The organism is Acidimicrobiia bacterium (genome assembly GCA_035471805.1).
Taxonomy (GTDB): domain Bacteria; phylum Actinomycetota; class Acidimicrobiia; order Spongiisociales; family JAHEDJ01; genus JAHEDJ01.
Map to the genome: position 1 here is coordinate 19,421 of DATIPS010000027.1, position 25,533 is coordinate 44,953.

Consider the following 25,533-nt stretch of genomic DNA (forward strand, 5'->3'; position numbering starts at 1 on the left):
AGCCCTGGCAGAGATAGGATTGGTTTCTAATGTCACTTCTCAGCAAAGTCCTGCGCGCCGGCGAAGGGAAAGTATTCACCGATCTCCAGGCGGTGACCCGCGCCGTCAACGATCTGGAAGCGGGCGTCGAGTCACTGACCGACGCCGACTTGCGGGCCAGGACCGGTGAGTTCCGGAACCGACTGGCCAACGGGGCTTCGCTCGACGATCTGGAGATCGAGGCGTTTGCGGTTGTGCGCGAGGCCTCCCGGCGCGTGCTGGGTATGCGCCCGTTCGATGTTCAGATAATCGGTGGCGGTGCGCTTCACCGGGGGATGATCGCCGAGATGAAGACCGGCGAGGGCAAGACCCTCGTTGCCACCATGCCCGCATATCTCAATGCACTGCCGGGTACCGGAGTGCACATCGTGACCGTCAACGACTACCTGGCCTCGCGCGATGCCGAGTGGATGGGCGGAGTCCACCGCTTCCTCGGGATGGACGTCGGCTTGATCCAGTCGTCCATGACCCCCGCGGAGCGGCGGCCCGCCTACGGCGCAGACATCACCTACGGCACCAACAACGAGTTCGGCTTCGACTACTTGCGCGACAACATGGCGATGCGGGCCGAGCACATGGTCAAACGCGGCCACCAATACGCCATCGTCGACGAAGTCGACTCGATTCTCGTCGACGAGGCCAGGACGCCTCTGATCATTTCGGGCCGCGTGGCAGACACCGCCAAGTACTACCGAGATTTCGCCAGAATCGTTGACAGGCTCCGGATCGAAGAACACTACGAACTCGACGAAGCGAAGCGGCAGGTCGTCACGACCGAGGAGGGCGTGTCCCGGGTCGAGGAGATTCTCGGGGTCGAGAACATGTACGACTACGCAGCAGTCGACCTGGTCCACCACCTCGATGTCGCCTTGAAGGCCAAGACGCTGTACCGGAAAGACGTCGACTATCTGGTCGACGACGGCGAGGTGAAGATCGTCGACGAGTTCACCGGCCGGGTCCTGGACGGACGGCGCTATTCCGAAGGCCTGCACCAGGCGATCGAGGCCAAAGAGGGCGTGAAGATCAAAGAGGAGAACCAGACGCTGGCGACGATCACCCTCCAGAACTACTTCCGTATGTACGAGAAGCTGGCGGGAATGACCGGAACCGCCAAGACCGAGGCGGCCGAGTTCGCGGAGATATACGGACTCACGGTCGTCGAGATTCCGACAAACCAGCCGATCGCCCGCATCGATGAGCCGGACCTCGTCTACAAGACGGAGGATGCGAAGTTCAATGCGCTGATAGACGACATCACCGAGCGCAGCAAGAAGGGGCAGCCGACCCTCGTGGGAACGGTTTCGATTGAAAAGAGCGAGCGCCTGTCGACGATGCTCCGCAAGCGGGGTGTCAAGCACGAGGTCCTCAATGCCAAGCAGCATGCCAGGGAGGCCGAGATAATCGCCCAGGCCGGGCGGGTCGGAGCGGTGACGGTTGCCACAAACATGGCCGGACGCGGAGTCGACATTCTTCTGGGCGGCAATCCGGATGGCCTCGCCAAAGGCGAGATGAAGCGCAAGGGACTGGTGCCTGCCTCTCCCGAATACAAGGAAGGCTACGAGGAAGCGTTCGAGCGTTTCAGCCGGGAGCTCGAAGAGGGCTATCGCACCGTCGTTGACGCCGGCGGTCTCTACGTCGTCGGTACCGAGCGCCACGAGTCGCGCCGGATCGACAATCAGCTGCGCGGTCGTTCCGGACGACAGGGCGATCCGGGGGAGTCGCGGTTCTATCTGTCCCTCGGGGATGACCTGATGCGCAGATTCCAGGGCGACCGGGTCGCCTCGATCATGGAGCGCCTCCGAATGCCGGAGGACATGCCGATCGAGGCGAAGATGGTCAGCAAGTCGATAGAGCGCGCACAGGGGCAGGTCGAGTCCCAGAACTTCGAGATTCGGAAGAACGTCCTCAAGTACGACGAAGTGATGAACAAGCAGCGCCAGGTGATCTACGAGTGGCGGTCCGGCATCCTCGAGGGCGGGTCGAGTGAGGAGCTCGCCGGCGAGTGGATCGACGAGGTCATCGATGAGACCGTGCAGCTGGCCATCAGCGACCATGTGTCGCCTTCAGAGTGGAACTGGGACGAACTCATCGCGGAGCTGTTGGTTCTGTACCCAACCGAACTCGGCCGCGACAAGATCGACGCTCCGGGCGGTATTGCGGTGGTTGATGTTGTTGAGGCTGCTCTCGAAGAGGCGCACCGGGTGTACCGCCGGCGCGAGGAGGAGTTCGGTCCGGATGTCCTCCGTCAGATCGAGCAGAACGTCATCCTGTCGATCATCGACAACAAGTGGCGCGAGCATCTGGCCGAGATGGATTACCTCCGGGCCGGAATCGGTCTGCGTGCCATGGGTCAGCGGGACCCGCTCGTTGAATACCAGCGTGAAGGCTTCGACATGTTCTCGGAGATGGTCGATGCCATCAAACGCGATTCGGTTCGCTACCTGTTCCACGCGCAGCTGGCCAAGAGTGAGGAAAAGCCGAAGGTGCAGGTGGCTCAGGGCGGCGGGCAGGTTTCCAGACCGGCAAGCGGCGCACAAGCGCATTCGGACAAGGTCGGCCGCAACGACCCCTGTCCGTGCGGATCGGGCAAGAAGTACAAGAAGTGCCATGGGGCGGCCGCTTGATCCGGGGCCGGCGGAAACTTGCCACCTGCTGATGGCTACCATCTGATAGACCCATGAACATCACCGACCCCCGAGCCGCTCTTCAAGATCTCCGCTCCCGGCTCCACGACGCCAGGAGGTTCCTTTGACCTCGAGTCGAAGGAGCGCGAACTCGCCGAGCTGAGAGAGCAGGCGGCTTCGCCGGATCTCTGGGATGATCAGAACGCCGCAACGGTGGTGACGAGGAGACTTTCCCGTTTCGAGCGACTGATAGACCAGTTCGACCGTTTGAGGTCCGCGATCGAGGACGGCGAGTTGCTGCTGGAGCTGGCTGAGGAAGAATCAGACGCCGGTGCCGCCGAAGAAGTCACCAAGGAGCTGGCAGCCGTCGATGCCGAACTGGGGAAGCTGGAGATCGAGTCGCTGTACTTCGGCGAACACGATGACTCGGCAGCCATCGTCTCGGTTCATGCGGGGGCAGGAGGCGTCGATGCCCAGGACTGGGCCGAGATGCTGCTGCGTATGTACTTGCGTTTCCTGGAAAACGAAGGGTTCTCCGTCGAGGTGGATGAAATCACCCCGGGAGACGAGGCCGGGATAAAGTCGGCCACCTTCACGGCCAAGGGCGAGTACGCATACGGAACCATGGAAGGAGAGCGGGGTGTGCACCGTCTCGTGCGGATAAGCCCGTTCGACGCCAACTCGCGCCGCCATACCTCCTTTGCAGGAGTCGACGTCATCCCCGAGGTGTCCGACGCCATCGAGATCGAAATCGGACCGGACGATCTTCGAATAGACACCTTTCGGTCTCAAGGCGCAGGCGGCCAGCACGTGAACACCACCGACTCCGCCGTCCGTATCACACATCTGCCCACGAACACCGTCGTGGCCTGCCAGGCCGAACGCTCCCAAATCCAGAACCGGGCCAGGGCGATGACGCTCCTCAAGGCCCGTCTGGCCGAACTCGCGCGACAGCAGCAGCGAGAGCAGATCGATGAGATTCGCGGAGAGCAGACGGAAGCAGGATGGGGCCGTCAGCTGCGTTCCTACGTGATGCAGCCGTACCAGCTCGTCAAGGATCTCAGAACCGAACTCGAGATAGGCAACGTGCAGGGAGTGCTCGACGGGGATTTGCGACCGCTTGTGGAGGCTTATCTGCACTGGCGGAGAGCGCGTCAGGAAGCATCCAACTGACCTTCAATGATTCGCATTCATCCGCCCTGTTGGTAACCTGCCGTTGGCGGGATGGAGTAGGGGTCCGAGTATCTAGGGGGTCTCGTCGCGCCCGGCGCGCAGACCCGGAGATTTAGAGAAGATGATCCGACTTCAAGACGTCACCAAGGTGTACGAGGGCGGCACCGTCGCCGTTCGCGACGCGACCCTCAACGTGCAAAAAGGTGAGTTCGTATTCCTGGTGGGGCCTTCGGGTTCGGGCAAGTCAACCCTCATTCGCCTGATGCTGCGGCAGGACGATGTGACCCGTGGGTCCATCTGGGTCGCCGGGAAAGATGTGACCAAGATGCCGTCCTGGAAGGTGCCCTTCCTGCGGCGTTCGATAGGCACCGTTTTCCAGGACTTCAAGCTCCTCCCCAACAAGACCGTGGCCGAGAACGTGGCGTTTGCGCTCGAGGTCCTCGGTCGGCCCCGATCGGTCATCAAGCGCCAGGTCGGGCAGGTTCTCGATCTCGTGGGCCTCGACGGCAAGGCCGACCGGAAACCAAAGCAGCTCTCGGGTGGCGAACAGCAACGTGTGTCCATCGCCAGGGCGTTCGTGAACAGGCCGCCGATCATGCTGGCGGACGAGCCAACGGGCAACCTCGATCCGGCCACTTCGGTCGGGATCATGCGGCTCCTCGATCGTATCAATCGAACGGGAACCACGATCGTCATGGCTACCCACGATCACGCCATAGTGGACGCTATGCGCCGTCGTGTCGTGCAGCTCGAAGCCGGCCGGATCGTTCGTGATCAATCGAGTGGCCGCTACGAACACATCCGTGACGAGATGTCCGAGGAGCCGGTCACCGCCGAAGTCATCGAGGTTGCGCCTGAGATTCCGGAGGTGGAAGCCCTGGAGCAGGATTCCGTCGAGGTCGAACCGGCCGAAGGCCGGGTCACGGAGCCCGAGTCGTGAGCAGGATCGCCTACCTTCTCCGCGAGGCCCTCGTCAACATGGGCCGCAACGCGCTGGTGGTCGTCGGTGCCATCCTGGCTGTGTTCGTTTCGTTGACGCTCGCCTTCAGTGCGCTGGTTCTCAACGAGCTCGTCAAGGCCAACACGCTGCAATGGCAAGACGGCGTGCACGTGATCGTCTGGTTGAAAGATGAGGTCCGCGATGGAGTGACCTTCGAGGCCCAGATGGGCTTGCTCGACGAGGTCAACGGATGGGAAGAAGTCGACACTGCCAGCTTCGTCGGCAAGGCCGAGGCATATCAGGAGTTCCAGGAGATGTTTGCCAGCAATCCTGCGATGCTGGAAAACGTCAATCCTGCGATCTTGCCCGCCTCCATTCGCATCAAACTCAACAACATCGAGGAGTACCGGGGTGTTCAGCTGCGTCTTATCGACCAGCCCGTGGTCAAGGAAGTCACTTCTCCGGGTGAGAGCATCGAACAACTCGCCGATTTGAGCAACGTCCTCAACATGATCGGCGTCGTCCTGGCGATCGTTCAGGGTGCGTCGGCGGTCGTTCTGATTTCCAATACCATCCGCATGGCCATCTATGCGCGCCGTGAGGAGATCGGCATCATGAAACTCGTCGGTGCGTCGAACTGGTTCATAAGGGTCCCGTTTGTCCTCGAAGGCATGTTGCAGGGTTTTGTCGGTGCGTTGTTCGCGGTTGTCATGGTTTTCTTTGCCAGAACGCGTCTGGAGGGAATCGATGACACGATCGGGCTTTTCGACTTCCAGGTCGCCGACTCGTTCTTCTGGCGGTGGACCATACTCTTCCTGCTGTTCGGTGCTCTGGCCGGTTTTCTCGGTTCGGCCCTGGGCGTTCGCAGGTACCTGAAGGAATGATGTGATGCGGCGATGGATGGTCCCCGTTGCGATGCTCCTGCTTCTTGCCCTCAGCGTGCCGGTCGGCGCTCAGTCGGACGAGGCGAGGTTGAGCGACGTCGAGCAGGAAATCGATGCTCTGAACCAGCGGATCAAGGCACAGAAGGAGATCAAGGACCAGCGGGCTGCCGCGGTTGCGGCTGTGGCCGGCCGGCTCGCAGAACTCCAGGCCCAGATCACAGAGGTGCAGGGGCGGGTCGACTCGAAGGAACTCGACATCGCCAATCAGGAATCTGAGCTGGTCGATCTCGAGACGTCGCTCTCGAGCTTGGAGGCGCAGATCGCCAGGACGCAGCTGGAGGTTCGCCAGACCAAGGAAACCGTACAGGAGCGCGCGGTCGATCTGTACATGTCTCGCTCCCTGAACGTCGGCGGCGTGCTGCTGGCGGTGAACGAGATGGCAGACGTGAGCGTTGGCCTGGAGTACGCCGGTCAAGTGATCGAGGATTCGGAGGCGCTGATTCGTCGCCTCGAAGTTCTCGAACACCAGGAAGAACTCCAGCAGGAACAGGTTGAGGCGAACAAACGACGAACCGAGGAGATTCTCGCCGCCCTGGAGGTTGAGCGGGAGGGCCTCGTAGCAGACCGCACCCTTCTGGAGGAGAAAGAGGCAGAGGTAGCCGCCGAACTGGAAGCGGTGAAGGATCTGCTGGCGGAAGTCCAGTCCGACATCCGTGAGGTCGAAGGCGAGCTGACCGCCCTCGAACGAGAACAGGAGAAGATCGAAGCTGCGATCCGGGCTGCTCAATCGGCCGGCGGAGAGAAGCTCGGCTCCTTGCGCTGGCCGGTTGCCGGCTCCGTGTCTTCGCCGTTCGGCTTCCGGGTTCATCCCATCTCCGGCGTTCGCAAGCTCCACACCGGCATCGACATGTCGGCAGGCTCGGGCGTGAAGATCGTTGCCGCAGGAAACGGCGTCGTGATCCTGGCGAGCTGGTACGGGGGATACGGCAACGCGGTGGTCATCGATCACGGAGCGGGACTGTCCACCCTGTACGCCCATCAGAGCAAGCTGGCAGTCAGCGTCGGTCAGTCGGTGTCGGACGGCGAGGTGATCGGCTACGTCGGCTCGACCGGATATTCGACCGGTCCGCACCTCCACTTCGAGACTCGCGAGTTTGGAACTCCGGTCGACCCGATGCCTTTCCTCAACGGTTGATGAAGGTAGTCACCACCAACCGGCGGGCTCGTCATGATCACGAGATCCTCGAGACCTACGAGGCGGGGATTGTTCTGGTCGGTAGCGAGGTCAAGAGCCTTCGGGACGGGCAGGTAAACCTCAAGGACTCCTATGCGTCCATCCGCGCCGGTGAACTCTGGCTGATCGGATGTCATATCGCGCCGTACGCATTCTCCCGCCTGGGCGGGCACGAACCTGAGCGCGATCGGAAACTCCTCCTCCATAGACGCGAGATCGATCGGATCGGGTCCAAGCTCGCCGAAAAGGGATTGACTCTGATCCCACTGCGCATCTACTTCAAGGAAGGCACAGCGAAGATCGAACTCGGGCTCGGAAGAGGCAAGCGCACCTACGACAAGCGCCAGTCTCTCAAGGCAAAAGAGCAAAAGCGCGAGATGGATAGGGCGATGCGCCGCAAGGGTAGGCAGTAGCGGCGGGTATCAGGTGGCTCCGTCCTCGGTGATCTTCCGATGCGTCGAGCCGAGAGCTCTGATGTATTCGTGCGGCAGTCCGTGTTCGGTGGCCCCGGCGAGGATGCTGGCGAGATACCTGGTGTCGGGCGGTCCTCCGTTTGGAGACGCGAGAGGAGCCTTGACCCGGTAGGTGGTCGCCGTCACCTCGAAGCCGTTCCGGACGACGTTGACCGGGTAACGGTCGTAACGCGCCTCGACGCGGTCGAGTGTGGCGAAGTCCGTGGTGGCCACCTCCCACAGCACCCCCCAGACGGCCGAGCCTTCGGCCGTTTCGATGTCGGCGGCATACCCTCCCCAGCGGAGAGACGGCAGCGAGAATGCGAGCCGGTGGTCGTCCAGTCGGGCAGCTCCCAGAGAGAGCGCATTCGGGCACCGGTCGGCCATCACGGTTGACGACATGTTCGAGCCGTAGGCGAAATAGAACACAGTCCGGTGACGATAGCCTCCGCGGTTCTGCGACTCGTGAACCGCATTCCTCTTGCGGAATACCGCAGTCCCGGTAACGTTGTATCTGTGGGAACGCCCATTATGGGGGTGAAACGGTTTCGACGTTGAATGTTGAAGCGCCGGAAGCGAGCCGAGGTCCCCGGAGTCCTCGTTAAAGAGCCGGGAAACACCAATAGGTGCCGAAGATAACTTCGCCCTGGCTGCGTAACTAAACGCAGCTCGTCTGCCCGGAGGGTTCCTGCCCCGCCGGATCCAGGCGTCGCAATGCAGGATGCTCCCCGAGGGATTCCGGGACTGAGGGGCTAAGACCAACTCTGGATAGGGCAGCGGGAAACTAGCCATCAGAGTCCCGCCGTTCCGAAGGCTTGCTGAAGGCTGCGCTCGGAGATGCCGGCGCCGAAGATTCAGCGGACCGGGGTTCAACTCCCCGCACCTCCACCAGCGAAAGGGCTCCGATTGTGGAATCGGGGCCCTTTCCGGCGTTCCGTCGAAGAACGTGTTTGCCTCAGCCGGGTGCTGTGTCGAGGAGCGACCGCATCCCGACCAGATAGCTCTCGAAGGCACCTCGACCCGGGGCCGTCAGCGAGTAGATCGTCCGGGGACGATTGTCGACGAACGTCTTGTCCACTTCGACATAACCGGCTTTGACCAGCTTGCCGATGTGAGCAGACAGGTTGCCCGGGGTCATGGCCGTCTGTCGTTGCAGGAACACGAAATCCACCTCATCGACGACCGCCGGTTGTGGAGACCTCCCCTGCGTCGGCGGCGATGGAGATGTTCTGTGTGCTCGAACCCGACATCGAACATGTGACCGAGACTCACTCAGGAGCGGCACCGAGAGAGAATGAGGGAGCAGGCGAAGGCTTCGATCCGCCCTGCACCCGGCTATCGCGGATTCGCCCGCCAGTCCTCGATCGTGGCTGCGATGGTGGCCAGAGAGGTATCGATAAGGGTGCCTGAATCGCCCTCTGCGCGTTGGATCGGCTCGTGGAACCTGATCCGCACGCTTGTTCCGAAAGGAACCGGGAACATCTTGTTGCTCAGCAGCTTCCAGGAACCATCTATGGCAGTCGGTACTACCGGCAGTTTCGAGGCAGCTTCGAGCAGGACGGCCGTTCCGGCCTTCCTGAACTCCTGCAGGTTGCCGTCTCTGGATCGCGTTCCTTCCGGAAAGATGACGGCCGACACGTCACGTTCCTGGCAGGTTGCACCGAACTCCGCGATGGCGCGCACCGCCCCGACTCGATTCCCGCGGTCGATCAGAACGTTGCCGCCGTGTTTCAGATTGAATGAGATGAGCGGAATCCAGTTGGCCAGTTCCTTCTTCGCAACGTACTTCGGGTAGTTCGAGAAGAGGATCCCGCCGAAGATCGGAACGTCGAACAGGCTCTGATGGTTCGAGAGGAAGACGAATCCCTTCCCGGCGACGACAGCGGGGTGGCGCTCGATGGTCAGCCGGACTCCTGATATGCGGAAGGTCCAGATCAGTGCCCGCTGGGCGGCCCCGACCGCGATCTCCATCGGTCGAAGGCCGAACAGGCGTGCGACACGGGCACCTACGTCGCCCAGAACCAGGGTGGTGCCGAAGGCGATCACCATCGGGATTGTCGTGACCCAGTCAACGATCTTGAGCCACCAGGGCCTCGGCGTGTCCATGGCATTGATCGTACTCAAGACCGGATACCCGCGATTCGCCTGATGGGAAAGGCCGCCGGCTGCGCCGGGGTGGCCACCCGATCAATCGACGTCCGTTCTCCGACCGCCGGAGACGTTCCGATCTCTGCGCCCGCACCTCCACTCGCGGCGATGACCCGGCCACTCGCGTTTATTCCCCCGCGCGCTTCGGCGAAATGCGATACATTGTTCGAGACCGCTCTCGAAAGGAGGTGCCGACATGATCAAGATCCCGATGACTTCCGGCGCCCCGGCCGGTTCGATGAGCGTCTCTTTCGCTCTCTAGCCGTTCTACGGCCCCGAGACCCCTGCACCGGCGCGTTCGCGCCGACCACCTACCTGGGAAGGAACGTCATGTACCCGTATGACACGCGCGCCGTCCGCGCCATCGCACAAGAACGCTACGCATCAGCCAAGCCCACCCGTGCGAAGACCGAACGAACGCCGAAACAACGACAGACATGGCCTCGCCGGGTTTCCGCCCGGCCACGGCCGACATGAGACGATCGGACCTCCTTCGGGAGGTCCGAATCGCGTTCAGAAGACGGCTTCGAGGATCCAGAGAACCGTCATTCCCGAGACGATGGTCCACAGGACGCTCTTTGTGCGCGCCGCCACGAGGTAGGCGACGACTCCGGCGAACAGGCGCAGATTGCCGAACGAGACGTCGACTGCCCCCCCTTGCCGCAGAAATGCCGGCGCGGCGATCGCGGCGAGCACCGCCGGTGGGATGAATCGGAGGGCGCGAAGGGCAGGTTCCGGTATCCGGTCGTTCTTCCCCGCCAGGGCGATGAGCGAGAAGCGGAGCGCGAAAGTGCCGAGTCCGATTACGACGATCAAGAGCCAGATGGCGGTGGGGGAGTAGTCCGTCATGCCGGTTGCTTTCTCCCGAGCGCCACGCCTGCCCCGATGCCGGCAACCGCAGCAATGGGCAGCCCGAGGTTGTAGGGCAGGCCGGCTGCCGTGACGGCGAGAACTCCTGCCACGACGGCTGCTGCACCGTCTGCCCTGTCGCGAACGGCCGGGACGAGCAGAGCGAGGAACACCAGCGGAACGGCGAAGTCGAGCGACCACTCCGCCGGAAGGCTCGCGCCGAGAAGCACGCCCAGTACCGTGGAGACTTGCCAGACGAGCCAGAGCGTGGTGCCGACACCGACGTAGTAGGCGAGCTTCTGAGAGACATCCCACGATTCATTCCGATAGCGGATGATCGAAAACGCGTAGGACTGATCCGTTAGCAGGTAGGCAGCCATCACCCGGCGCGGCAACGGCAACCCCGCCAAGTGGGTTGCGAGTGAGGCGCTGTACATGATGAACCGCGCGTTGATGATCAGCGCGGTCGCCACGATGACGATGAAGGTGGCGTTCTGGCCGATCAGTGCTATCGAAGCCAGCTGTGAAGCGCCCGCCAGGACGATTGTGGAGAATCCCACGGCGTGGAAGATGTCGAGGCCGGCGTCGATCGACGCGATCCCGGCAACCAATCCGAATGGGACGATGCCGAGGATGATGGGAGCAAAGTCGCGTACACCCCGCAGGTAGATAGAGCGTGAACCTTCACTCATGAAGAACGGAGGCTACTTGCCGGCACGGTCTGCCGTCCGCGGGCCGCCTCCGGAGACGGCATCTCACCAGCGCTGGTGCACGAGTGGTCGAATACGCGCGTTGTACAGGGCGCGCACAGCCTCCATCGTCTCGGCGGGGATGGGCGGGCAATCGGCCGACGCAGCGTTGTCCCTGACTTGGGCCGGGTTCTTGGCCCCCGGAATCACGGTGCCGACCGCGGGAAACATCTGAATCCAGCGAAGGGCGAACTGTGCCATGGACATCCCAGGCGGAAGCAGGCTGCGCAGGGACTCGACCGCTTCCAGCCCGGTCGCGTAGTCGATGCCGGCGAAGGTCTCGCCCACGTCGAAGGCCTCGCCGTGGCGGTTGTAACTTCGATGGTCGTTCTCCTGGAACTGCGATCGCAAGGTCATCTTCCCGGTGAGCAGTCCGCTGGCCAGCGGCACGCGGGCCAGGATCGCCACGTTCCGGTTCTCGGCTTCGCTCAGGAATCGCTCGGCAGGACGCTGGCGGAACATGTTGAAGATGATCTGCACGCTCTTGACGCCGGGGAACTCGATGGCCTTGAGTGCCTCCTCGACCCGTTCGACGCTGACGCCGTAGTGCTGAATCAAGCCGCGGGTCTGCAAACCATCGAGAGCTTCGAACACGCCGGGCCGGTAGTAGACGTCGGTCGGCGGGCAGTGGAGCTGAACCAAGTCGAGACTGTCGGTCTGGAGGTTGCGGAGGCTTCTCCCGATGAATCGTTCGAGGTTGGCTGCGTTGTAGCCGTCGGCGGTGTGTGGGCTGAGCCGCCGCCCTGCCTTGGTGACGACGTGGAGGTTCTCCCCCGGGTAGTCGGAACGCAGTTGTCCGATCAGCCTTTCGCTGCGTCCGTCACCGTAGACGTCGGCGGTGTCGAAGAGGTTGATGCCCTCCTCCACGGCCGTCCGCAGTGCGGCCATCGATTGCTCATCGTCCACGGGTCCCCATTCGGCCCCGATGGCCCAAGCTCCGAATCCGACTGAGGACACCTCCCAACCGGTGCGCCCGAAAGCTCTGTATTGCACTGCGGCACCTCCTTCCCGGATAGTAGGCGGGTTGTTGCGACGGGCCGGCACGCGTTTATCGTCTCAGCTGATGGAACTCAACAGACCTGCCCCGTTCGGACAGATTCGATGGGACGACGATCGAACCGGCATCGTCATCCTCGATCAATCCCGTCTTCCCGCGGAGGTCGCAGAAGTGACTCTCAGCACGTTGGAGGGGATCGAGGAAGCGATCAAGTCGTTGCGAGTGCGCGGCGCCCCTCTAATAGGAATCGCGGGGGCCATGGGTCTGGCCGCCCTCGCCGGCGGAGAAGCCCGGCAGGGGTCCGGGTCGGAGGATTTGCGGACCAGCTTCGCCGGGTGGGCAGGCAGGCTTGCCGCGGCGCGGCCCACAGCCGTGAACCTGGCGTGGGCGATCAACCGCATGCGTGTCGTGCTCGAAGCCCACGCGGGGAGCGCTACCGAGATCGCCGCGGCGCTCGTTGAAGAAGCCGGCCGGATCCTCAGCGAAGACGCCTCGATGTGCAGGGCCATCGGAGAGCACGGAGTCGGCCTTCTGGGGGAGTCTTCGGTTGTGCTCACGCACTGCAACGCCGGCGCTCTGGCCACCGGAGGAATCGGCACTGCCCTCGCGCCCGTGTACGTCGGACACGAACGCGGGTTCAAGACTCGGGTGTTCGCGGACGAAACCCGCCCACTCCTGCAAGGAAGCAGGATCACGGCATGGGAGCTGGATGCGGCCGGTGTCGATGTGACGGTGATCACAGACGGAATGGCCGGAACGCTCATGGCCGTCGACCCTCCCGACGTCGTATTCGTGGGTTCCGACCGCATCGCCGCCAACGGCGACGCGGCCAACAAGATCGGCACCTACGGCCTGGCCGTGCTGGCCGAACAACACGGAATCCCTCTATATGTCCTGGCTCCCACATCGACGATCGATCTGGATGCTCCCGACGGGAGCGCGATTCCCATCGAGTTCCGATCTGCCGACGAGGTTCGACGGGGTTTCGGCAAGTTGACGGCACCGTCGAACGTTCCGGTGTGGAGTCCCGCGTTCGACGTGACACCGGCCAGGCTGATCAGTGGGATCATCACCGAACACGGCATACATGAACCGCCCTACGCAGAGAGCCTCGGCGCGCTGGGAGCCGGATCCGCATGATCACCGAGGCCGTCGATGCGTTGCTGGAGGTGGGCCGTCAGCTCCACGAGTCTGGACTCAATGCCGGAACCGCGGGAAACCTCTCGGCCCGGTTGGCCGATGGGCGTGTCGTGATGTCGAAGCGTCGTGTCCGCAAGGCAACGATGACATCCGGCGATTTCGTCGTTTTCAGCCCGGACTATCCCGGCTCGGAGGCATTGGAACAGGCCAGCACCGAATACAGGCTGCACCTCGCCTCGTATCGGGCCGACGAGGCAGTCCGTTGCGTGTTGCACACCCATTCTCCGGCGTTGACGGCGGTCGGGTTGCGAAGGAGTTCGTTTCCAAGACTCCTGCCCGAACTCGAAGACGTCGTCGGTTCGATTGTGATCAACCCGTTCGAGTCGAGTGGTAGCGAACGTCTCGCCGAGGACGTCGGGAGAGCGGTGGGTAGGGGAGCGAGTGTGGTCATCCTCAAACGGCATGGGGTTGTCACCGTCGGCATGTCTGTGGCTCAGGCTCTCGACAGGTTGGAACTGGCCGAGAACGGGGCCCGGACGATTCTCCTTGCCGAGCGATAGCCCAGAGGCCAACGGCTCCTGCTCAGTCGCCGAGCGACACTCCGAGGCTTCGGGCCGTGGCTACCCAGGGGTGATCCAGCGGCACGGTTCTGCGTTGCCCGGCTATGTCCTCGAGAGGCACCGCTACCGCCTCATCACCGAGGTTGGCGACCATGATCCCGTGGCGGCCCTCGGCGACGAAGTCTGCCGCGGCGGTCCCGAGCCGGGTGGCCAGAAGACGGTCGAGAGGGGAGGGTGTTCCGCCTCTCTGCACGTGGCCGAGGATCGTCACGCGTGCTTCGAGCCTGGTGCGCTCCTCGAGTTGTGCCGCCAGCCTGTGAGTTGCATCCGCAGCTGCGATCTTCAGATCCCGGAGTTCCTGCCTGGCCGTGTCCCGTTCGTCGGCGTCGTCGCCCGTCTTCTGAACCTCCTTCAGGCGGTTCCGGTCGGCGGCGTGATCGGCGGAGATTGCTCCCTCTGAGACGGCCACGATGCTGAACCGGCTTCCCGCCGCCTGCCTGGCCAGGATTGATTCCGCGATGGCTTCGGTGCGATAAGGAACCTCGGGGATGAGGATCACGTCTGCGCCGCCGGCCAGGCCGGCACCGAGTGCCAGCCATCCGGCGTTGTGGCCCATCACCTCGACGACGATGATGCGATGGTGAGAGTGCGCCGTTGAATGCAGACGATCGATTGCTTCCGTGGCGATGTCCATCGCAGTGTCGAATCCGATGGTTATGTCGGTTCCCGCCACGTCGTTGTCGATCGTTTTCGGCAACGTCACGATCTTCATACCTGCCTGAGCGAGGTGGAGGGAGTTCTTCTGAGTTCCCCCTCCTCCGAGGCACACGAGCGCGTCGAGATGATGGGCTTCGTACGTCTCGATCATGATGCCCGTCATGTCCATCTCGCGACCACCGACGTTCATGCGGGAGGGTTTGTCCCGGCTCGTCCCGAGAAACGTTCCACCTGCCGTCAGGATCCCAGACAAGTCGTCCGAGTCGAGGCGGACGTGGCGGTTCTGCATCAAACCTCGAAAGCCATCCCGAAAGCCGATGACAGACATGTCGTGAGACCGGATCGCGGCCTTTCCAATGCCGCGAATGGCTGCGTTGAGGCCGGGTGAGTCTCCACCCGCGGTCAGGATGCCGATATTCATGCTCTGGTTCCCCTCGGGAGTCACAAACCATACCCCGATGGTGCCGCTGCGGCGAAGGGGAACCTACTATCCCACGGATGCCGTCCCTGCCATCTGATCCCGTCGAGCGCGTCGAGGTGCTCCTCGAGGCCGTCGTCGAAGCCAAGGAGGGTGGCGCCCGCCGGTCGGGCCAGGTCGAGATGGCCCGCGCGATCGCCGAAGCGCTCCAATCGGATTCCCATCTGCTTTGCGAGGCGGGCCCCGGAACGGGCAAGTCGTTCGGTTATCTCATCCCGGCCATTTCCTCAGGCAAGAGGATTGTCGTGTCGACCGCCACGAAGAGCCTTCAGGATCAGCTCTCGGCACGCGATCTGCCGTTTCTGGCCGGCGCGCTGGAACCGCTGGGAGTCTCGTTTTCGTGGGCGGCGATCAAGGGGCGACAGAACTATCTGTGCCTGTCCAAGCTCGCGGAACTGCGGGAAGACACCGACCAGGGGGGACTGTTCGACGAAGAGGCCACAGACTCCGGCCTCATCGCGACGCTCATCGAGTGGGCCCAGGTGCACGACACGGGTGATCGCGATGATCTGCCGATGGCCGTTCCCGACGACATCTGGTCGGATGTGTCGGTCTCCGGCATGGAGTGCCCGGGCAGGGACGAGTGTCCGCAGGGTGCAGATTGTTTCGCCATGGCAGCGTTCGACAGAGCAGCCGTTGCCGACGTTGTCGTCGTGAATCACCATCTCTACGGTGCCGACATGGCTCTCGACGGAGGTGTTCTGCCGGAGCACGATGTCGTCATATTCGACGAGGCCCATCGCCTCGAGGACACAATGGCTTCGGCACTGGGAATCGAGCTCAATCCGGGGCGGATCTGGCAGTTCCATCAGACGGCTTCGGCCTTCGTCAGGAGAGTCATGCCTCCTGCTGAAGCCCGCAAACTGCTCGAGCCACTTCGAGATCGCGCCAGGGCACTGGAGGCCCAGCTCGGCGGAGCATCGGACGGGCACGTGCCCAGACCGGAGGACACCGCGGTGGGGGGCGAGTTCATCGCCTTGTCGACGGTCGTTTCCGAGATAAACGGACGGATTCGTGCCACCGAGCCTGCGACACCCGGGCTGAGGGGCGCGCGAGCGCGGGCTCTCAGGTTGGGTGGCCACCTGGCCGGGGATCTCGCAATGGGACTGGATCCGCCCGACTCCCATGTTTCCTGGGTTGAGCCCGACGGTGAGCGGAAACGTTTCAAGGTTGCGCCGATCGACGTCGGGCCCTTGATGGCGGAACGATTGCTCGCGGAGCGACCTGCCATCCTGACCAGCGCTACCTTGTCGGTGGGCGGTTCCCTCGTGCCGCTCGCCCTACGTCTGGGATTCAGTGCCGATCCCGAGGAAGTCCCACTCGGTGCGGGAATGCTCTCGGTTGGAAGCCCGTTCGACTTCGAGACGCAGGGCCGTATCTACGTGGCCGCCGGGCTGCCGGACCCCAGGCAGCCGGAATGGAGAGAAGCGGCGGTCGGGGAGATCGCCACCCTGGTCGGGGCGGCCGGCGGAAGAGCGCTGGTCTTGACCACCAGCTATCGGATGCTCGAACTGGCGGTCGAGAAACTGAGAGAGCAAACAGATCTGGAAGTGCTCGCCCAGGGGGATCTTCCCAAGCGGCGACTCGTCGAGCGTTTCGAGCAGGAGGAGACTTCCGTGCTCGTGGCCACCATGGGCTTCTGGGAGGGTCTCGATGTTCCTGGTAGGGCGCTCGAACTCGTCGTGATCGATCGACTTCCGTTCCCGCGGCCCGATGATCCCCTTTGGGTGGCGCGCCGGGAACTCGCCGAGGGGCGCGGCCAGTCTGCCTTCCAGACGGTCGACCTTCCCAGAGCGACGATGCTGCTCGCCCAGGGAGTCGGCCGCTTGATCAGGACAACCCACGACCGGGGGGTGGTGGCGTTGCTCGACGCCCGCCTCGCCAAGATGCGGTACGGCAGGGTTGTGCTCGGCTCCCTCCCGCCGATGCCGATCACTGCGGACCGGGAAGAGGTGCTTTCCTTTCTCCGGCGACCGTGACCGACGCCGTCACCGGGCCATCGTCGAATACGATCCATAGTGGTGGATCGAGATGCCGATGTAGCCGGGGCTGGACCCAAACTCGGCCTCGACAACTGCGAGTTCCTCTTCCATAGCTGCCGAACCCTCTTCTGCGAACGACACCTTGTCGAGAGCCGTCGGTCCCGTCTCGACGCCGATCACGATCTGCTTTCCCATGGAGGACGCCAGATCGACTTCCGATTGGGAGAGTTCGATGATCCCGTCGGCTCCGCGCGCCTGATCCCGGTATGCCATGACGATGATCCCGTCCGACATCGATAGCACTTGCTCGACAAGGGGGCGTTTCCTCGTGTTGAACGCCGGGTCATCCCACCAGAAAGGCACAGTTGTGAACGTGGGGAGCGCGCCTGCGCGAAGTACGGCATCCTCGAGAGACTCCAGGTACGAGCGGATCAGGCGGTTGCGTTTTCTGGAGTTCCACTCGGCGAGGGTGTAGGGCTCAACGTCGAAGACCACGCCGTCGAAACCGCCCGCTTCGACTACTTCATCGACCCAGGTGCTCCAGGCGCCGGAGTCGGTCGCCCACGACGGGTCCCCGGCCATCGCCAGAACGAGGAGGCCGGCATCTCGTGCATCAGTGACGAACGACCGGTAGTCGTCGACTGCGGAGAAACCGGGAGGTGTGTGAAGGTAGAGATCGGAGATGCCGTTCGACAGTGCGAACTCGATCACGGCCGGGTCGGGACCGTCCCAGACCCAGAGAGCCCGTTGGCCGGCCGCCTGCGCCGCCGGGGCGCTACCGAAAACCATGACCACCGCGGTCACCACCGCGGTCAACTTACTGACCAGCTTCACGAACATTTCGCCTCCCGCCGGCAGAGTAACGAACACTCTAAGTGATGTCCAGGGAGTTATTGCGCGCCGAGAGTGATTGAACTGTCTGGTTCAGGCGCTCTCGAGGTTCCGTCTTGCCCGTTCGATCTCCCGGTCTTCGAGCGGTCGTACCGCCAGGTCCATCGCAACCCAGATGGTGCGAGCGGATGAATAGGTGACCGCCGGGACGACACCGGTCACCGCCAGTGTGACGAGGAGTAGCACGTTCCATGGAACGTCGGGCCATGTGGCGACCAGGCCGCCCAGGAAGGCGGTGAGGAATCCGACAATCGAGAAGGCCGTCGCAACGATCATGGCCCCGATCCAATAGCCGTGGTCGCGTTCGAAGTGGTGGCCGCAGGTTGGACAGTCCTCGACCATGGTCAGGAAACCGGGAAAGATGTCCCGGCCACCACAGCGTGGACAACGGCGGGTCATGCCCCGCCGGAGCAGAGTTGGGAAGCGATCAGCGGGGTCACGCACTTCGGCTGAGTGTACGTTCGTGAACGGCGGTTTGCATCGGTTCATACCCTCGACTTCAGGGTATCGTTAGACCCATGGAGCGAATCACCCTCGGACGCATGCAGAACCCCGTCCGAGGTGGTCTGCACGGGACGGCCGCCCTCGCCTCGATCATCGGACTGGTGAATCTGATCGTTCGCACCGCCGACAACCTCCCGAGCATGTGGTCGATGGTGTTCTTCGGAGTGAGTCTGATCGCGTTGTATACGACCAGCAGCCTCTATCACTCGGTCCCGTGGAACGGCACCTGGAAGAAGCGCATGCAGCGGCTCGATCACTCGAGGATCTTCGTGCTGATTGCCGGGTCGTTCACGCCCATCGCCTACAACGTGCTGACGGGGGCATGGCGGACGACGACCCTTGCCACCATGTGGGGGATCGCCGCGGTCGGAGTCGGCCAGAAGTACCTGTTTCCCAAGGTGGGTACCTGGTTCTCGGTGACGTTGCAGACGACCATGGGTTGGCTCGTCGTCGTGCCGATCGCACAAATTGCGAGACGATTGCCGCTTTCCGCGCTGCTGGTCCTGTTCCTGGGTGGTGTGTTCTACACGGTCGGAATGGTGATCTTCGCGACGAGCCGCCCGAAGCTCTTTCCCCGGGTGTTTTCTCATCACGAGTTGTTTCATGTGCTGGTCGTCGCCGGGTCCGTGGCTCACTACCTAGTCGTGTCGTTGTGGGTAGTCCCGCTGGTGGCATGAACCTGAGCTTCGACCGGTCCGGATTCCGTGTGGTTCGATGCGCGTTCCGGCACTGATCTACGAGGCGATGATCGCGCACGCCCGATTCGAGTTTCCCAATGAGGCTTGTGGGCTGCTGGCGGCCGACGAGACCGGCGCTCTCCGCATGTGTTACAGCCTGACCAATGCGGACGGTTCACCGGTTTCCTACACGGTAGACCCGAACGAACACTTCCGGTCTTTGCAGCATGCAGAGCGAAACGGTTGGGAGTTGGCCGGCGTGTTCCATTCCCACACTGCAAGTCCGCCGGTTCCGTCGTCCACCGATCGTCGACAGGCTCTCGAGCCCGACTGGCTTTATGTGATCGTTGGGATGGCGGAGTTCTCCGCCCCCGAGGTCAGGGCCTATCGGATTCGCGATGGAGTGGTGACCGAAGAACCGCTGTCCTGAAAGGCCGCGCTCGCCGCAAGACCCAGAACCTATTTCCCAGTGACCGGGAGCCTCTCCCGCTCCCTACACTTCACAGCGTGAAACTGACCGTCCTCGGATCCAACGGAACCTACGGGACGCCGGGCCGGCCGGCCTCCGGTTATCTCATCGAGCACGAGGGAACCAACCTGTGGATGGACGCCGGTTCGGGGACGTTCGCGGCGCTGCAGGATCGGATCGACCCGGGCGAAGTCGATGGGATAGTCCTCTCCCACGCCCACAGCGATCATTGCCTGGACATCTTTGGTTTCTATTACGCAACCCGTTATGGCCGCAACCCCCGGTCGGCGGTTCCTGCATTTGTACCGGAGGGTCTCGAAGACCGTCTGGCGGCTTTCCTGGGAGGAGGAGATCGCGACTTCTCGGACGTAATCGGTTTTCGGGTGATGGGGCCGGGGAGCACAGCCGTGCTGGGATCGCTGGCGCTGACATTCGGGATTTCCGACCATCCGGTGCCCACGCTGTGCGTGCGGGTCGAGGCAGGAAACCGCTCGCTTACCTACAGCGCCGACACAGGAATCGGTGGGGGGTTGGCTGAGTTGGCCGCCGGTACCGACCTGCTTCTTTGCGAAGCGACCTATCAGGGACCGGGAACGGAGAAGCCGTGGCCGCATCATCTGACGGCGGGGGAAGCCGGGTCGCTGGCCCGGGCAGTCGGAGCACGCCGGTTGATGCTCACTCACATCTGGCCGACGCTCGATCCGTCGCGGAGCGTTGCCGAGGCCGAGGACACCTTTGGGCGACCAGTCACTCCGGCGGTCCCCGGTATCACCGTCAAGGTCTAGCGCTGCAAGAATGCCGGAATCGCCGCGTTGAGAAGGATGACCCATGGGGCACCGTGAACGACCATCGACCGAACTTCGACCAGTCCGCATAACTCGCGGCTACACAGACATGACACCCGGTTCGGTCCTGATCGAGATGGGTGAAACGCGGGTCCTGTGCACGGCCGGTGTGGACGAGGATGTCCCGAGGTGGATGCGGGATTCGGGGAAGGGATGGGTGACGGCCGAATACGGCATGCTGCCCGGCTCCTCACCCCAGCGGATTCGCCGCGACGCTTATACGGGCGGCCGGTCGAAGGAGATCTCCCGACTGATCGGCCGGGCGCTTCGGTCGGTCGTTCGGTTGGAGGGGATGGAGCAGCTGACGATTCGCGTCGACTGCGACGTGCTCCAGGCGGACGGCGGAACCCGGACGGCCGCCATCACCGGAGCCTGGGTGGCGCTCCACGACGCGTTGGCGTGGGCGAAGGAGCAGGGCCTCGTGAACGAGGTGCCGATTCTCGATCAACTGGCTGCGATCTCGGTGGGCCTTGTCGACGGACGGGTTCTGCTGGACCTCGAATACGTGGATGATGTTGCCGCCGAGGTCGACCTCAACGTCGTGATGACCGGGCGCGGATTGCTGGTGGAAGTGCAGGGAACTGCAGAGGGCCAACCGTTCACGCGCCGTGAACTCGAGCAGATGCTCGATGTCGCCGAGCAGGGAATCCGGGAGCTTGTCGCCGTTCAGCAGGAGATGGTTGGGGCATGAGGATCGAGCGACTCGTAGTCGCTTCGAAGAACCCGGACAAGATCGCAGAGGTCGAGAAGGTGCTTGCCGACCTGGGGCTCGTCGGTCGGGTCGTTGGGGGCCTGGATTGGCCAGATGTCGATGAGACCGAGGACACCCTCGAAGGGAATGCCCTTTTGAAAGCGCGAGCCGTCGCCAGGGCGACGGGACTTCCCGCTCTCGCAGATGACACAGGACTGGAGGTCGAAGCACTCGGCGGGGCTCCTGGTGTCAACACCGCGCGTTTCGCCGGGCCCGAGGCAACGTATGCGGAGAACGTGGATCGATTGCTCGACCTCATGGATGGGCAGGAGAACCGTCGAGCCAGGTTCCGGACGGCGATCGCGCTGGTGGTCGGCGACACCGAACTGGTTGTCGACGGTGTCGTAGAAGGTCAGATCACCGGGGCTCGTCGGGGGAGTGGAGGCTTCGGCTACGACCCGGTCTTCGCGGTGGATGGAGTGACGTTCGCCGAGATGGGTGACCAGAAACACGAGATCAGCCACCGTGCCCGGGCCCTGAGAGCACTGGCGGAGAAGCTGGCCGATTGACCGGCTCGGGCCCATCTGGTCACCCGTCGAGCCGGAGGTTTCACGGGATGTTTGGGTCGGTGGGAGTTTGCCGGCGGCAAACTCGAACCTGTCGAGCTGGAGGTTTCACGGGATGTTTGGGTCGGCGGGAGTTTGCCGGCGGCAAACTCGAACCTGTCGAGCTCTGCTCGACAGGCGTGCGGGCGAGAGGACTCGAACCTCCACGGGCATTGCCCACCAGGTCCTAAGCCTGGCGCGTCTTCCAGTTCCGCCACGCCCGCGTGAACGTGGTGATCCCGGCACATTGTTACATGTGCCGGGATCGTTGTGGGTCGCCGGGGACTTGAACCCCGAACCTGCGGATTAAGAGTCCGTTGCTCTGCCGAATTGAGCTAGCGACCCGGCGCAAGGATAGCGTTGGTTCCGCAGTCGTCGGAAACCAGCATTTCGGCAATGACTCCATCGATCCAACCCATGACCCGATGCCAATCGTCGGTCGAGCGTTTCGCTCGCACCCGCAGGATCCCGTGGGCTAGATGGTTCTTGCGGTGTCCATCTGTAACTCGGATAGGGATCTGCCGAGGCAGACAACGGTCCGGACCAGCACGAACGGTCGTACCGGGCTCCGGAAACCTTGCTGAGTTGCCGGTATTGCAACTCAACATGCGACAATGAGTGCCGCAGCGGCGAGCGGGGCAGGCCCGGGTTGATGGCAGGTAGCTCGACTACCGGTATCGTTGCTCCGAGAAGAGACGGGCTGTAGCGCAGCTTGGTAGCGCACCTGCTTTGGGAGCAGGGGGTCGCCGGTTCGAATCCGGCCAGCCCGACGCATGCTCAAACCAGAGGTTTGAGCATGTTGGAGTTTCGCCTCCGGAGAAACTCCAGTCCGGGATGAGAGGGTGCAGATGACTCGCGACTCGCGACTCTTGTTATCCTTGCGGACGCATTCGCGGGTGTAGCTCAATGGTAGAGCTCCAGCCTTCCAAGCTGGCTATGAGGGTTCGATTCCCTTCACCCGCTCGGCTATGAGGACGGTGGGCCGTCCTCATAGCAACGCGGTAGCGACCTGTGCCCCTGTAGCTCAGTGGACAGAGCAGGAGCCTTCTAAGCTCTTGGTCGGGGGTTCGAATCCCTCCGGGGGCGCTTCCGCCACATGGTGGCCGTAGCTCAGCTTGGTTAGAGCACCTGGTTGTGGTCCAGGATGTCGCGGGTTCGAATCCCGTCGGTCACCCCAAGTCGGGCGTCTGCGCGCCCGTTCGTCAGCTGAGGAGCACCATTGAACACGACCATCACCGACGCGGGACCCTTCGAGAAACTCGTCACCGTGCAGATAGCAGAGGCCGACATCGACAAAGCGAAGTCGACGGTCGCCCGCAAACTCTCCAGAGATCTGAAGATTCCGGGATTCCGGCCGGGGAAAGCGCCTCGTCCGGTAGTCGAGGCAACCGTAGGCGCCGACAGGCTCCGGTCTGAGGCCATCGAGGAGGTGCTGCCTTCAGCCGTAACGGATGCCCTCGAAGAACTCGAACTCGAACCCGCCGCGACCCCCGCGGTGGAGAACATCCGTGATATCGACGAAGGCGTCGAAGTCGACGTCAAAGTCACTCTGTGGCCGGTCCTCGAGTTTGCTCCCGATTACCGAGGGAGGACCGTCGAGGTCACCTCCCCGGACGTGACCGACGAAGAGGTGAACCAGAACGTAGATCGGATGCGTGATCAGTTCGCCGAGTTGGAAACCGTCGGACGCGCCGCCTCTACCGGGGACTACGTGAGCATCAATCTTTCTGCGACTCAGGATGGTGAGATCGTCGAGGAGGCCGCAGCTGAGGATCTTCTCTATGAGATTGGTTCCGGGTCCTTCATCGAGGGCATTGACACCGAACTGACGGGAAGCTCGGCCGGTGAGATCGTGTCGTTCGAAGGCCTGCTCCCGGACGGGTTTGGTGACAAAGCCGGTCAATCGGTGACCTACCGGCTTCTCGTGAAAGAGGTCAAGCAGAAGAAGCTGCCGGACATGACCGACGAGTGGGTCGACGACGTCACCGAGTTTTCCACGGTGGAAGAAATGACCGGGTCACTGCGCGCTCGCATCCGCCAGATGAAGCTGAACTCGGTCAACAACGAGTTCCGTGTCAAGCTCCTCGATCTTCTCGCCGACGAAATGGAAATCGAGATCCCGGCGGCGATCATCGACGGCGAGATGGAGTCGATCTTCCACTCTTTCTCGCACCGGCTGGAAGAGCAGAAGATTTCGATTGCCGACTACCTGCAGATCACCGGACAGGATCAGCAGGCTTTCATCGACGATCTCAACAGCCAGGCCAACCGCAACGTGAGGACCAATCTCTTGCTCGATGCCGTCGTGAAGCATTCGGAAATCGAGGTGGAAGATGCGGAATATGCAGAGCTCATCGGCGCGCTGGCCGCACAGACGGGTTCTGAGACCGACGAGTTGATCGCCCGGTTCGCGGAAACGAACCAGGAGAAAGAGCTGCGCAGTGATATCCTGAGACGAAAGGCGCTCGACGCGCTTCTAGAAGCTGCCGTAGCCGTAGATAGTGAAGGCAATCCAATCGACTTGTCACCGGGCGAAGAATCGGTAGAGGATTCCGGTGTCGAGCCTTCTGACGAAGAGCCCTCGGAGGCCGTAGATGACGAATGAGAACTACCTGGTACCGACCGTTGTCGAGCAGACGAGCCGCGGTGAACGCGGCTACGACATCTACAGCCGCCTCCTGAAAGACCGGATCATCTTCCTCGGGACGCCCATCGACGACACCGTCGCCAATCTGATAATGGCGCAGCTCCTCCACCTCGAATCCGAGGATCCAGACAAGGACATTTTCATCTACATCAACTCGCCCGGCGGCTCGATCACGTCGCTCTTCGCCATCTACGACACGATGCAGTACATCAAGCCCGATGTCAGCACCGTTTGCATGGGGATGGCCGCCTCGGCAGCAGCGGTGATTCTGGCCGGCGGAGCCAAGGGCAAGCGTTTCGGGCTTCCGCACAGCCGGGTCATGTTGCACCAGCCGCATGGTGGAGCCTCGGGACAGGCGACAGATATCGAGATTCAAGCCAAGCTGATCATGCAGATGCGTGAGCAACTCAACCAGATCCTCGCCGATCACAGTGGCCAGGATGTCGAGAAGGTTGCCGACGACACGGATCGAGATTTCTGGTTGCTTGCAGACGAAGCCGTCGAATACGGTGTGATCGATGCGTTGTTGACTAGACGGGAACTGGCGGCCGTTACGGAAGAGAGCTGATCGTTCATGGCGAAATTCGGTGAAGGTGGCGAACTTCTGAAATGCAGCTTCTGCGGCAAGTCCCAGAAGCAGGTTCGCAAGCTGATCGCCGGTCCCGGCGTCTACATATGCGACGAATGCATCGATCTCTGCAATGAGATCATCGAGGAGGAGTTCGCCGGCACCGAGGAACTGGAGTTCACCGAACTTCCCAAGCCGACGGAAATCCTCGCCTTTCTCGACGACTACGTAGTCGGCCAGGAACGCGCCAAGAAGGTGCTGTCCGTAGCCGTGTACAACCACTACAAGCGGGTGCGGGCCGGACTTCAACTTCGCGATGAAGTGGAGCTCCAGAAGTCGAACATCATGCTCATCGGTCCCACCGGATGCGGGAAGACGCTGCTTGCTCAAACCCTGGCCCGGATGCTCAACGTGCCGTTCGCCATCGCCGATGCCACCGCCCTCACCGAGGCCGGCTACGTGGGTGAGGACGTCGAGAACATCCTGTTGCGCTTGCTGCAGGCTGCCGATGGCGACGTGCAGCGCGCCGAACGCGGCATTGTCTATATAGACGAGATCGACAAGATCGCCCGCAAGAGCGACAACCCTTCCATCACACGCGACGTGTCCGGCGAGGGCGTGCAGCAGGCGCTATTGAAGATCGTCGAGGGCACGGTGGCTAACGTGCCTC

General features: G+C 62.6%; 25 protein-coding genes, 6 tRNA genes, 1 other RNA gene and 1 pseudogene. 22 read left to right on the forward strand and 11 right to left on the reverse strand.

Annotated features, from left to right (window positions below; translation table 11 throughout):
* Nucleotides 1–29: 29 nt before the first annotated feature.
* The 6 genes and pseudogenes from secA (at nt 30) to smpB (ending at nt 7,307) form a co-directional block, all read left to right on the forward strand.
* Nucleotides 30–2,663, forward strand: coding sequence for a preprotein translocase subunit SecA (gene secA / locus VLT15_05960; GenBank protein HSR44764.1), 2,634 nt, complete (start codon nt 30–32; stop codon nt 2,661–2,663).
* A gap of 53 nt (nt 2,664–2,716) precedes the next feature.
* Nucleotides 2,717–3,836 (forward strand): peptide chain release factor 2 gene (prfB, locus tag VLT15_05965; protein ID HSR44765.1). Its coding sequence is split into 2 segments (ribosomal slippage): nt 2,717–2,788 and nt 2,790–3,836, totalling 1,119 coding nucleotides; the frame shifts between segments, so codons are not numbered across the junction.
* Nucleotides 3,837–3,957: 121 nt separating this feature from the next.
* A pseudogene (gene ftsE / locus VLT15_05970) lies at nt 3,958–4,632 on the forward strand (cell division ATP-binding protein FtsE).
* A gap of 140 nt (nt 4,633–4,772) precedes the next feature.
* The gene (locus VLT15_05975) at nt 4,773–5,660 is read left to right on the forward strand and encodes a permease-like cell division protein FtsX (protein HSR44766.1); all 888 of its coding nucleotides are present in this window, start codon (nt 4,773–4,775) and stop codon (nt 5,658–5,660) included.
* 4 nt (nt 5,661–5,664) lie between these two features.
* Entirely contained in the window at nt 5,665–6,855 is a 1,191-nt protein-coding gene (locus tag VLT15_05980) for a peptidoglycan DD-metalloendopeptidase family protein (protein ID HSR44767.1), read from the forward strand.
* The gene (gene smpB / locus VLT15_05985; GenBank protein HSR44768.1) at nt 6,855–7,307 is read left to right on the forward strand and encodes an SsrA-binding protein SmpB; all 453 of its coding nucleotides are present in this window, start codon (nt 6,855–6,857) and stop codon (nt 7,305–7,307) included. The genes VLT15_05980 and smpB overlap by 1 nt, the downstream gene beginning before the upstream one ends.
* Nucleotides 7,308–7,316: 9 nt before the next feature.
* Here smpB and VLT15_05990 read toward each other — a convergent pair whose 3' ends face one another.
* A complete protein-coding gene (locus VLT15_05990) occupies nt 7,317–7,775 on the reverse strand; it encodes a gamma-glutamylcyclotransferase family protein (GenBank protein HSR44769.1) in 459 nt (152 codons plus the stop codon).
* A 104-nt stretch (nt 7,776–7,879) separates the two neighbouring features.
* On the opposite strand from VLT15_05990, the gene ssrA reads away from it, so the two are divergent.
* Nucleotides 7,880–8,237, forward strand: a transfer-messenger RNA (tmRNA) gene (ssrA, locus tag VLT15_05995).
* Nucleotides 8,238–8,301: 64 nt separating this feature from the next.
* Here ssrA and VLT15_06000 read toward each other — a convergent pair.
* The 5 genes from VLT15_06000 to VLT15_06020 form a co-directional block, all read right to left on the reverse strand.
* Nucleotides 8,302–8,631, reverse strand: coding sequence for a transcriptional regulator (locus VLT15_06000; protein ID HSR44770.1), 330 nt, complete (start codon nt 8,629–8,631; stop codon nt 8,302–8,304).
* A gap of 50 nt (nt 8,632–8,681) precedes the next feature.
* On the reverse strand, nt 8,682–9,452 hold the full coding sequence (locus tag VLT15_06005; GenBank protein HSR44771.1) for a lysophospholipid acyltransferase family protein: 771 nt from the start codon (nt 9,450–9,452) through the stop codon (nt 8,682–8,684).
* A 555-nt stretch (nt 9,453–10,007) separates the two neighbouring features.
* Nucleotides 10,008–10,343, reverse strand: coding sequence for an AzlD domain-containing protein (locus VLT15_06010; protein HSR44772.1), 336 nt, complete (start codon nt 10,341–10,343; stop codon nt 10,008–10,010).
* The gene (locus VLT15_06015; GenBank protein HSR44773.1) at nt 10,340–11,035 is read right to left on the reverse strand and encodes an AzlC family ABC transporter permease; all 696 of its coding nucleotides are present in this window, start codon (nt 11,033–11,035) and stop codon (nt 10,340–10,342) included. The genes VLT15_06010 and VLT15_06015 overlap by 4 nt, the downstream gene beginning before the upstream one ends.
* Nucleotides 11,036–11,098: 63 nt before the next feature.
* Nucleotides 11,099–12,085, reverse strand: coding sequence for an aldo/keto reductase (locus tag VLT15_06020; GenBank protein HSR44774.1), 987 nt, complete (start codon nt 12,083–12,085; stop codon nt 11,099–11,101).
* Between the two features lie 70 nt (nt 12,086–12,155).
* Here VLT15_06020 and mtnA point away from each other — a divergent pair, with 70 nt between their 5' ends.
* Both mtnA and VLT15_06030 read left to right on the forward strand, forming a co-directional pair.
* A complete protein-coding gene (mtnA, locus tag VLT15_06025) occupies nt 12,156–13,229 on the forward strand; it encodes an S-methyl-5-thioribose-1-phosphate isomerase (protein ID HSR44775.1) in 1,074 nt (357 codons plus the stop codon).
* Nucleotides 13,226–13,789, forward strand: coding sequence for a class II aldolase/adducin family protein (locus VLT15_06030; GenBank protein ID HSR44776.1), 564 nt, complete (start codon nt 13,226–13,228; stop codon nt 13,787–13,789). The genes mtnA and VLT15_06030 overlap by 4 nt, the downstream gene beginning before the upstream one ends.
* Before the next feature lie 22 nt (nt 13,790–13,811).
* Here VLT15_06030 and VLT15_06035 read toward each other — a convergent pair whose 3' ends face one another.
* Nucleotides 13,812–14,927 (reverse strand): ATP-dependent 6-phosphofructokinase, encoded by a 1,116-nt coding sequence (locus tag VLT15_06035; protein ID HSR44777.1) that lies wholly within the window; start codon nt 14,925–14,927, stop codon nt 13,812–13,814.
* Nucleotides 14,928–15,004: 77 nt separating this feature from the next.
* Between VLT15_06035 and VLT15_06040 the strand changes: the two genes are divergently transcribed.
* Nucleotides 15,005–16,963, forward strand: coding sequence for an ATP-dependent DNA helicase (locus tag VLT15_06040; GenBank protein ID HSR44778.1), 1,959 nt, complete (start codon nt 15,005–15,007; stop codon nt 16,961–16,963).
* A gap of 9 nt (nt 16,964–16,972) precedes the next feature.
* On the opposite strand, the gene VLT15_06045 is transcribed toward VLT15_06040, so the two are convergent.
* Both VLT15_06045 and VLT15_06050 read right to left on the reverse strand, forming a co-directional pair.
* Nucleotides 16,973–17,806, reverse strand: a complete 834-nt coding sequence (locus VLT15_06045) for a hypothetical protein (protein ID HSR44779.1) — start codon at nt 17,804–17,806, stop codon at nt 16,973–16,975.
* Nucleotides 17,807–17,890: 84 nt separating this feature from the next.
* Nucleotides 17,891–18,301: a DUF983 domain-containing protein gene (locus VLT15_06050; GenBank protein HSR44780.1), complete on the reverse strand. Its 411-nt coding sequence runs from the start codon at nt 18,299–18,301 to the stop codon at nt 17,891–17,893.
* Nucleotides 18,302–18,375: 74 nt separating this feature from the next.
* Here VLT15_06050 and VLT15_06055 point away from each other — a divergent pair, with 74 nt between their 5' ends.
* The 5 genes from VLT15_06055 (at nt 18,376) to rdgB (ending at nt 21,612) form a co-directional block, all read left to right on the forward strand.
* Complete coding sequence (locus VLT15_06055; GenBank protein HSR44781.1) at nt 18,376–19,038, forward strand: hemolysin III family protein; 663 nt, start codon at nt 18,376–18,378, stop codon at nt 19,036–19,038.
* Between the two features lie 37 nt (nt 19,039–19,075).
* The gene (locus VLT15_06060) at nt 19,076–19,468 is read left to right on the forward strand and encodes a M67 family metallopeptidase (GenBank protein ID HSR44782.1); all 393 of its coding nucleotides are present in this window, start codon (nt 19,076–19,078) and stop codon (nt 19,466–19,468) included.
* Between the two features lie 77 nt (nt 19,469–19,545).
* Nucleotides 19,546–20,292: an MBL fold metallo-hydrolase gene (locus VLT15_06065; protein ID HSR44783.1), complete on the forward strand. Its 747-nt coding sequence runs from the start codon at nt 19,546–19,548 to the stop codon at nt 20,290–20,292.
* Between the two features lie 43 nt (nt 20,293–20,335).
* On the forward strand, nt 20,336–21,043 hold the full coding sequence (gene rph / locus VLT15_06070) for a ribonuclease PH (protein HSR44784.1): 708 nt from the start codon (nt 20,336–20,338) through the stop codon (nt 21,041–21,043).
* Nucleotides 21,040–21,612: an RdgB/HAM1 family non-canonical purine NTP pyrophosphatase gene (rdgB, locus tag VLT15_06075; protein HSR44785.1), complete on the forward strand. Its 573-nt coding sequence runs from the start codon at nt 21,040–21,042 to the stop codon at nt 21,610–21,612. The genes rph and rdgB overlap by 4 nt, the downstream gene beginning before the upstream one ends.
* A 177-nt stretch (nt 21,613–21,789) precedes the next feature.
* Here the strand turns inward: rdgB and VLT15_06080 are convergent.
* Both VLT15_06080 and VLT15_06085 read right to left on the reverse strand, forming a co-directional pair.
* Nucleotides 21,790–21,872: transfer RNA gene (locus VLT15_06080), tRNA-Leu, on the reverse strand.
* Between the two features lie 47 nt (nt 21,873–21,919).
* Nucleotides 21,920–21,993, reverse strand: a tRNA-Lys gene (locus tag VLT15_06085).
* A gap of 351 nt (nt 21,994–22,344) precedes the next feature.
* Between VLT15_06085 and VLT15_06090 the strand changes: the two genes are divergently transcribed.
* From VLT15_06090 to clpX, 7 genes are all read left to right on the forward strand, one after another.
* Nucleotides 22,345–22,418, forward strand: a tRNA-Pro gene (locus VLT15_06090).
* Between the two features lie 122 nt (nt 22,419–22,540).
* A tRNA-Gly gene (locus tag VLT15_06095) sits at nt 22,541–22,611 on the forward strand.
* A 50-nt stretch (nt 22,612–22,661) separates the two neighbouring features.
* Nucleotides 22,662–22,734 (forward strand) — tRNA-Arg (locus VLT15_06100).
* A 13-nt stretch (nt 22,735–22,747) separates the two neighbouring features.
* Nucleotides 22,748–22,825: transfer RNA gene (locus VLT15_06105), tRNA-His, on the forward strand.
* Between the two features lie 42 nt (nt 22,826–22,867).
* Nucleotides 22,868–24,253 carry a trigger factor gene (gene tig, locus VLT15_06110; protein HSR44786.1) on the forward strand — a complete coding sequence of 462 codons (1,386 nt, stop codon included), beginning with the start codon at nt 22,868–22,870 and terminating at the stop codon, nt 24,251–24,253.
* Nucleotides 24,243–24,863, forward strand: coding sequence for an ATP-dependent Clp endopeptidase proteolytic subunit ClpP (clpP, locus tag VLT15_06115; protein ID HSR44787.1), 621 nt, complete (start codon nt 24,243–24,245; stop codon nt 24,861–24,863). The genes tig and clpP overlap by 11 nt, the downstream gene beginning before the upstream one ends.
* Nucleotides 24,864–24,869: 6 nt before the next feature.
* The coding region (gene clpX / locus VLT15_06120; protein HSR44788.1) for an ATP-dependent Clp protease ATP-binding subunit ClpX at nt 24,870–25,533 on the forward strand (664 nt) is incomplete at its 3' end.

Coding starts and splice junctions, on each gene's coding strand:
- secA (HSR44764.1), top strand. CDS start 30: ATGTCACTTCTCAGCAAAGTCCTGCGCGCCGGCGAAGGGAAAGTATTC.
- VLT15_05980 (HSR44767.1), top strand. CDS start 5,665: ATGCGGCGATGGATGGTCCCCGTTGCGATGCTCCTGCTTCTTGCCCTC.
- smpB (HSR44768.1), top strand. CDS start 6,855: ATGAAGGTAGTCACCACCAACCGGCGGGCTCGTCATGATCACGAGATC.
- VLT15_06005 (HSR44771.1), bottom strand. CDS start 9,452: ATGGACACGCCGAGGCCCTGGTGGCTCAAGATCGTTGACTGGGTCACG.
- VLT15_06010 (HSR44772.1), bottom strand. CDS start 10,343: ATGACGGACTACTCCCCCACCGCCATCTGGCTCTTGATCGTCGTAATC.
- VLT15_06015 (HSR44773.1), bottom strand. CDS start 11,035: ATGAGTGAAGGTTCACGCTCTATCTACCTGCGGGGTGTACGCGACTTT.
- mtnA (HSR44775.1), top strand. CDS start 12,156: ATGGAACTCAACAGACCTGCCCCGTTCGGACAGATTCGATGGGACGAC.
- VLT15_06030 (HSR44776.1), top strand. CDS start 13,226: ATGATCACCGAGGCCGTCGATGCGTTGCTGGAGGTGGGCCGTCAGCTC.
- VLT15_06035 (HSR44777.1), bottom strand. CDS start 14,927: ATGAATATCGGCATCCTGACCGCGGGTGGAGACTCACCCGGCCTCAAC.
- VLT15_06040 (HSR44778.1), top strand. CDS start 15,005: ATGCCGTCCCTGCCATCTGATCCCGTCGAGCGCGTCGAGGTGCTCCTC.
- VLT15_06045 (HSR44779.1), bottom strand. CDS start 17,806: ATGTTCGTGAAGCTGGTCAGTAAGTTGACCGCGGTGGTGACCGCGGTG.
- VLT15_06055 (HSR44781.1), top strand. CDS start 18,376: ATGGAGCGAATCACCCTCGGACGCATGCAGAACCCCGTCCGAGGTGGT.
- VLT15_06060 (HSR44782.1), top strand. CDS start 19,076: ATGCGCGTTCCGGCACTGATCTACGAGGCGATGATCGCGCACGCCCGA.
- rph (HSR44784.1), top strand. CDS start 20,336: ATGGGGCACCGTGAACGACCATCGACCGAACTTCGACCAGTCCGCATA.
- rdgB (HSR44785.1), top strand. CDS start 21,040: ATGAGGATCGAGCGACTCGTAGTCGCTTCGAAGAACCCGGACAAGATC.
- clpP (HSR44787.1), top strand. CDS start 24,243: ATGACGAATGAGAACTACCTGGTACCGACCGTTGTCGAGCAGACGAGC.